This is a genomic window from Piscicoccus intestinalis NBRC 104926 (genome assembly GCF_001515525.1).
Taxonomy (GTDB): Bacteria; Actinomycetota; Actinomycetes; order Actinomycetales; family Dermatophilaceae; genus Kineosphaera; species Kineosphaera intestinalis.
Genome location: NZ_BCNQ01000226.1, coordinates 1 through 4,790, shown reverse-complemented (window position 1 = coordinate 4,790; position 4,790 = coordinate 1). Strand labels below are relative to the sequence as shown.

6 protein-coding genes are annotated in these 4,790 nt (G+C 74.1%); all 6 read right to left on the bottom strand.

Annotated elements, in window-relative coordinates; all coding sequences use genetic code 11:
- A partial coding sequence (locus PINTE_RS20385) for a prephenate dehydrogenase/arogenate dehydrogenase family protein (RefSeq protein ID WP_245643081.1) occupies nucleotides 1-741 on the bottom strand: 741 nt, incomplete at its 3' end.
- A 1-nt stretch (nucleotide 742) separates the two neighbouring features.
- A complete protein-coding gene (locus tag PINTE_RS20380; RefSeq protein ID WP_068434275.1) occupies nucleotides 743-1,717 on the bottom strand; it encodes a pseudouridine synthase in 975 nt (324 codons plus the stop codon).
- On the bottom strand, nucleotides 1,714-2,349 hold the full coding sequence (gene scpB, locus PINTE_RS20375) for an SMC-Scp complex subunit ScpB (RefSeq protein WP_068434273.1): 636 nt from the start codon (nucleotides 2,347-2,349) through the stop codon (nucleotides 1,714-1,716). The genes PINTE_RS20380 and scpB overlap by 4 nt, the downstream gene beginning before the upstream one ends.
- Nucleotides 2,346-3,194: a segregation and condensation protein A gene (locus tag PINTE_RS20370; protein WP_068434271.1), complete on the bottom strand. Its 849-nt coding sequence runs from the start codon at nucleotides 3,192-3,194 to the stop codon at nucleotides 2,346-2,348. Before PINTE_RS20370 ends, scpB begins: the two co-directional genes overlap by 4 nt.
- 89 nt (nucleotides 3,195-3,283) lie before the next feature.
- Nucleotides 3,284-4,285: a ParA family protein gene (locus PINTE_RS20365; protein ID WP_373280183.1), complete on the bottom strand. Its 1,002-nt coding sequence runs from the start codon at nucleotides 4,283-4,285 to the stop codon at nucleotides 3,284-3,286.
- 225 nt (nucleotides 4,286-4,510) lie between these two features.
- Nucleotides 4,511-4,790 (bottom strand): tyrosine-type recombinase/integrase (locus tag PINTE_RS20360; RefSeq protein WP_245643080.1); only part of this gene is annotated, 280 nt, incomplete at its 5' end.

The window sequence follows — 4,790 nt, the reverse complement described above, 5'->3', positions numbered from 1 at the left end:
GACGCCGGCGAGCACGTCGCGCACCGCGCGGGCGTTGCCGACGAGGATCTGGGTCCACAGGGCCGGTTCGCTCGCGGCGATCCGCGTGACGTCGCGCAGGCCCTGCCCGGCGAGCGCGACCGACTCCGTGGGCAGGCCGAGCAGCCGGGCCGCGACGAGGCTGGCGGCGACCTGCGGCACGTGCGAGACTGCGGCGACCGCCGCGTCGTGATCCGCCGCGTCCATGCGGGTGACGACCGCACCGGTCAGCTCGGCGAGCGCGCACACCTGATCGATGCGGCCCGGCGCCGCGGCGGGCGGGGCCACGACGACCCACGGGCGGCCGATGAACAGGTCGGTGCGGGCCGCGACGGCGCCGGAGCGCTCCCGCCCGGCCATCGGGTGGCCGCCGACGTAGCGCGACAGGTCGGCGCCGCGCGCGAGCAGCTCGGCTTCGATGACCCGTTTGACCGAGGCGACGTCGGTGACCGTCGCGCGCGGGTGCGCGGCCAGCTGCGCGACGACGACGTCGGAGGTGACGTCCGGGGGCGCGGCGACGACGACGACCTCGGGCTCGGGGGTCTGGCCCTGCGGGGACTGCGGCCCGGCGAGGCGACCGGCTCCGAGGTCGGCGGCCAGCGCCATCGCGGTGGGAGACGGGTCTTCGAGGGTGACCTCGACGCCGTGCCCGCTGAGGGCCAGGCCGATGCTCGTGCCGATGAGGCCGGTGCCGACGACGTGCACCCGCGTCAGTGCGGCCACGTCACATCCCCGCCGCGGTGTAGAGCTTGCCGATCTCCTTGCCGTTGAGGGGCCGCATGCGCCCGCTCTTGAGGTCGCGCAGCAGCACCGGGCCGACCTGCACGCGGGTCAGGGTCTCGACGGGGTGACCGACCGCCTCCAGCAGGCGGCGCACGATGTGCTTGCGGCCCTCGTGGAGGATGACCTCGACGATCGCGCGGCCGGGGGCGGAGTCGACGAGCTTGAACGAGTCGACCGACGCGTGGCCGTCTTCGAGCTCGACGCCCTCGCGCAGCCGCCGCCCGACGTCGCGGGCGACCGGCCCGGGGACCGTCGCGATGTACGTCTTCGGCACCCCGTACGAGGGGTGCTGGAGGCGGTGCGCCAGCTCCCCGTCGTTGGTCAGCAGCAGCAGCCCGTCGGTGTCGGTGTCGAGCCGGCCGACGTGGAACAGCCGCTCGCTGCGCTGCGCGACGTAGTCGCCGAGGCAGGGGCGGCCCTGCTCGTCGCTCATCGTCGAGACGACCCCGAGAGGCTTGTTGAACGCGAAGTACACGCGGCTCGCGTCGAGCTGCACGCGCTCGCCGTCGACGTGCACGGCCTGGGTGAGCGGGTCGATGCGCACGCCGAGCTCGGTGACGACGTGCCCGTCGACCGCCACGCGGCCCGCGGCGATGAGCTGTTCGCACACCCGGCGGCTGCCGACACCGGCCGCCGCGAGGAGCTTCTGCAGCCGCACGCCCTGCGGGTCGTGCACGTCGACGGGCTCGGCCTGCTGGCGGGCCGGGGCGGTGCGACCCCGCGCGGCAGGGGTGCGGCCAGAGCCCGGGCGGCCGGTGGTGCGGCCGCTGCTGCGACCGGCTCCCCCGGAGCGCCCGGGGCCGCCTGGTCGGCCGGCTCCGCCCGAGCGTCCGGCTCCCCCGGAACGGCCGGAACGTCCGGAGCCGCCGGAAGAGCCGGAGCCGCCGGCTCCGCCGCGGCCTGCGCGTGGCGTCATGTGTCGCTCTCCTGAATGAGCTGGTCGAGGATGTCCGACTCGGGAAGATAGGGCGCCAGCGGCGGCAGGTCCTCCAGTGACCGCAGCCCGAGACGCTGCAAGAAGTATGGCGTGGTGCCGTACAGCACGGCGCCGTGCTCCTCGTCGACGCCGGTCTCGGTGATGAGGCCGCGGGTCAGCAGGGTGCGCACGACGCCGTCGACGTTGACGCCCCGCACCCCGCTGATGCGGGCGCGCGAGACCGGTTGACGGTACGCGACGACGGCGAGGGTCTCCAACGCGGCCTGGCTCAGCCGGGCCCGCTGCCCGTCGAGGAGGAACTTCTCGACGGCCGGAGCCAGATCGTGCCGCGAGTAGTACCGCCACCCGCCGCCGATGCTCAGCAACGCGAAACCGCGGCGCGATTCCTCGTCGTCGGCGGCGATCGCTTCGAGGGCCTGCTCGACCTCGGCCTCGGGTCGCTCCAGCGCGGCCGCCAGGGCCGCCGCGGTCACTGGCTCCTCGACGACCATGAGCACCGCCTCCAGCGCGGCGCGCAGCCCGCCGGGCACGGCGTCGACGTCGAACACCGGCTCCTCGGGCTCCCCCGGAGTCTGCGTCGGCTCGCCCTCGGGCGTCTCGTGCTCGCTCATTCGTTCTCCCCTGCCTGCGGCTGGCCCGCCTCGTCGGCATTGTCGGCCTCGTCGAACTCGTCCCCGACCTGCAGGGTTCCCGCGTCGGAGCCGGTCCACGTGACGCTCAGGTCGCCGAGCGCCTCCTCCTGCTCGAAGCTCACCGCCGACTCCCGGAACAGCTCGAGCAGCGCGAGGAAGCGCGCGACGACGACGAGGGTGGTGTCGGCGTCGGCGACGAGCTCGCGGAACGAGGCGGCCCGGCGGGCGCGCAGCCGCTGCACGATGATGTCGGCCTGCTCGCGCACGCTGACCGCGGGGGCGTGCAGGTGGGTGACGCCGACGGTCGGCGGTGGCTTGGGTGTCAGTGCGGTCGCCGCGATTTTGGCGAGCTGCTCGGGGGTCACCGACAGCACGAGTTCGGGCAGCAGCGAGGCGAATCGGGGTTCGAGGCCGGCCTGGCGGGGCATCAGCCGGCCGTGCCGGGCGACGCGGTCCTCGATCCACGCGGCGACGTCCTTGAAGGCGCGGTACTGCAGGAGGCGGGCGAACAGCAGGTCGCGGGCCTCGATGAGTTCGAGGTCCTCCTCCTCGTCGCCGGTGCGCGGGAGGAGGCGGGCGGCCTTGAGGTCGAGCAGGGTCGCGGCGACGAGCAGGAACTCGGAGGCCTGCGAGAGGTCCCAGCCCTCGTCGGCGGCCTGCTGGGCGCGGATGTGCGCCACGAACTCGTCGGTGACCTGCGCCAACGCGATCTCGGTGATGTCGAGCTTGTGCTTGGAGATGAGCCCGAGCAGCAGGTCGAACGGCCCGGAGAAGACGTCGAGGTGCACCTCGAACGGCGCGTTCGCCGGGCGTCGCGTGAGCACCCCGCCGGGCGCGGAGTCGACGGGGCCGGTGGGCGTGTCGGGCTCGGGCGGCGGCGCGGCCTGGCCGGGCGGTGGTTGCGGGGTCGTGCTCAGGCCGCCCCGCCTCGGCTGATGAGCTCGCGCGCCAGCTGCCGGTAGGCCTCGGCGGCACCGTGGGTCGGCGCGTACTGGGTGATCGGCTCGGCCGCGAGCGTGGCGTCCGGGAACTTCACGGTGCGGCTGATGACGGTGTGGAAGACGCGGTCCTGGAAGTGGTCGACGACGCTGCGCACGACCTCGCGGCTGTGCAGGGTGCGCCCGTCGTACATCGTCGCGAGGATGCCGTCGATCTGCAGGCGCGGGTTGAGCCGGTCGGTGACCTTGTCGATGGTCTCCACGAGCAGCGCGACGCCGCGCATCGCGAAGAACTCGCACTCCAGCGGGATGATGACGCCGTGGGATGCGGTCAGCGCGTTGACCGTGAGGAGCCCGAGCGAGGGCTGGCAGTCGATGAGCACGACGTCGTAGTCGTCGAGCACCGGGCGCAGCACCCGCGCGAGCACCATCTCGCGGGCCACCTCGCCGACGAGCTGCACCTCGGCGGCGGACAGGTCGATGTTCGCGGGCAGCAGGTCGAGGTTGCGGGTGCGGGTGGGCTGGATGACCTCGCGCACGTCGTGGCCGCGCTCGACGAGCAGGTTGTAGATCGTCAGGTCGAGTTCGTGGGCGCGCAGCCCGAACCCGACCGAGAGCGCACCCTGGGGGTCGAAGTCGACGAGCAGCACCTTGCGGCCGAGTTCGGCGAGCGCGGCGCCGAGGTTGATGGTCGTCGTCGTCTTGCCGACGCCGCCCTTCTGGTTGCACATCGCGATGATGCGGGCGGGGCCGTGCCGGTCGAGAACGGGCGGCTCCGGGAAGTCGGGCATGGGGCGGCCGGTCGGGCCCAGCGACCCGTGGCCGGCGCTCTCCGTGCCGGGCAGGCGGCCCGTGGAACTCTCGGAGGCGGTCTCGAACTGGTCGGCGTCGAACTCGTCGCGCGGCGTGGCGGGCGCGTCGGGCTGCCCGGCCGGCGCGTCTGCGCTGCCCGGCGAGGCGGTCTGCTGCAAGGCCATCGGTGTGCCACTCTCCTGTTCGGACGGCGGACGCGTCGTGCGATCTGCTGCCGCGGCGGCCTGCAGCCCCCCGCCGCGCGGCCTGCGGCCGACTGTATCAGCGCGCTTGCGGCGCAACCCTGCCCGACGGGCGCGCCGTGCCGGCCGCGTCGCTTTCCAGGCCTGTCGCACAAGGCTTTCCGGGTCTGGGTTTGCACCGGCGGCACGTGCCGTCGGGCGTTCGCGTCAGCGGGCGCGCGGGTGGGCGGCGGCGTAGACCTCCCGCAGCCGCTGCACGGTGACGTGCGTGTAGATCTGCGTCGTCGTCACACTCGCGTGCCCGAGCAGCTCCTGCACGACCCGCACGTCGGCGCCCCCGTCGAGCAGGTGGGTCGCGAACGTGTGCCGCAGCGTGTGCGGACCGATCCGCTCCGCCAGCCCCGCCAACTCGAAGGTGTCTGCGCCGCCGTCCAGCCTGTCGCCGGCGCGGTCTCCCGCGGCGTGGTCGGCCGCCGCGTGGTCGGCC

Coding starts and splice junctions, on each gene's coding strand:
- PINTE_RS20365 (WP_373280183.1), bottom strand. CDS start 4,285: ATGGCCTTGCAGCAGACCGCCTCGCCGGGCAGCGCAGACGCGCCGGCC.
- scpB (WP_068434273.1), bottom strand. CDS start 2,349: ATGAGCGAGCACGAGACGCCCGAGGGCGAGCCGACGCAGACTCCGGGG.
- PINTE_RS20380 (WP_068434275.1), bottom strand. CDS start 1,717: ATGACGCCACGCGCAGGCCGCGGCGGAGCCGGCGGCTCCGGCTCTTCC.